The organism is Klebsiella sp. HN106 (genome assembly GCF_051209435.1).
Classification (GTDB): Bacteria; Pseudomonadota; Gammaproteobacteria; order Enterobacterales; family Enterobacteriaceae; genus Klebsiella; species Klebsiella oxytoca.
Genome location: NZ_JBLURD010000233.1, coordinates 1 through 296, shown reverse-complemented (window position 1 = coordinate 296; position 296 = coordinate 1). Strand labels below are relative to the sequence as shown.

Annotated in this window: 1 pseudogene; it reads right to left on the bottom strand. The window is 64.5% G+C overall.

Going from position 1 to position 296, the window contains the following annotated elements:
• Positions 1-296, bottom strand: a pseudogene (locus ACSIPU_RS31055) (DNA-binding protein YbiB); the annotation flags it as partial.

Genomic DNA, 296 nt, shown 5'->3' with positions numbered 1-296 from the left:
ACGCTGGAGAGACGCAATGCCTCCCCTTCGCCAAACGGCGTGGCCAGCTTGGCCAGGGTATGGGCGCTGTTGCGTACGCCCATCCGCCAGCGCATCGCCAGCTGTTTCTCCAGCGGCGGACAGAAGGCCCCCACCGGGATATACACCGGTTCATGGCCCTCCAGCTGCGCCTGAGCCTGTCCGGCGTGCAGGGTGGCCGGAATGTCCAGCAGGGTAAAAATGGTTTCGGTCAGCACCCGGGTGGGATCGTGACTGACGCCGTGAACCACCACCGGAAATCCCAGCTTGTGCAGGAG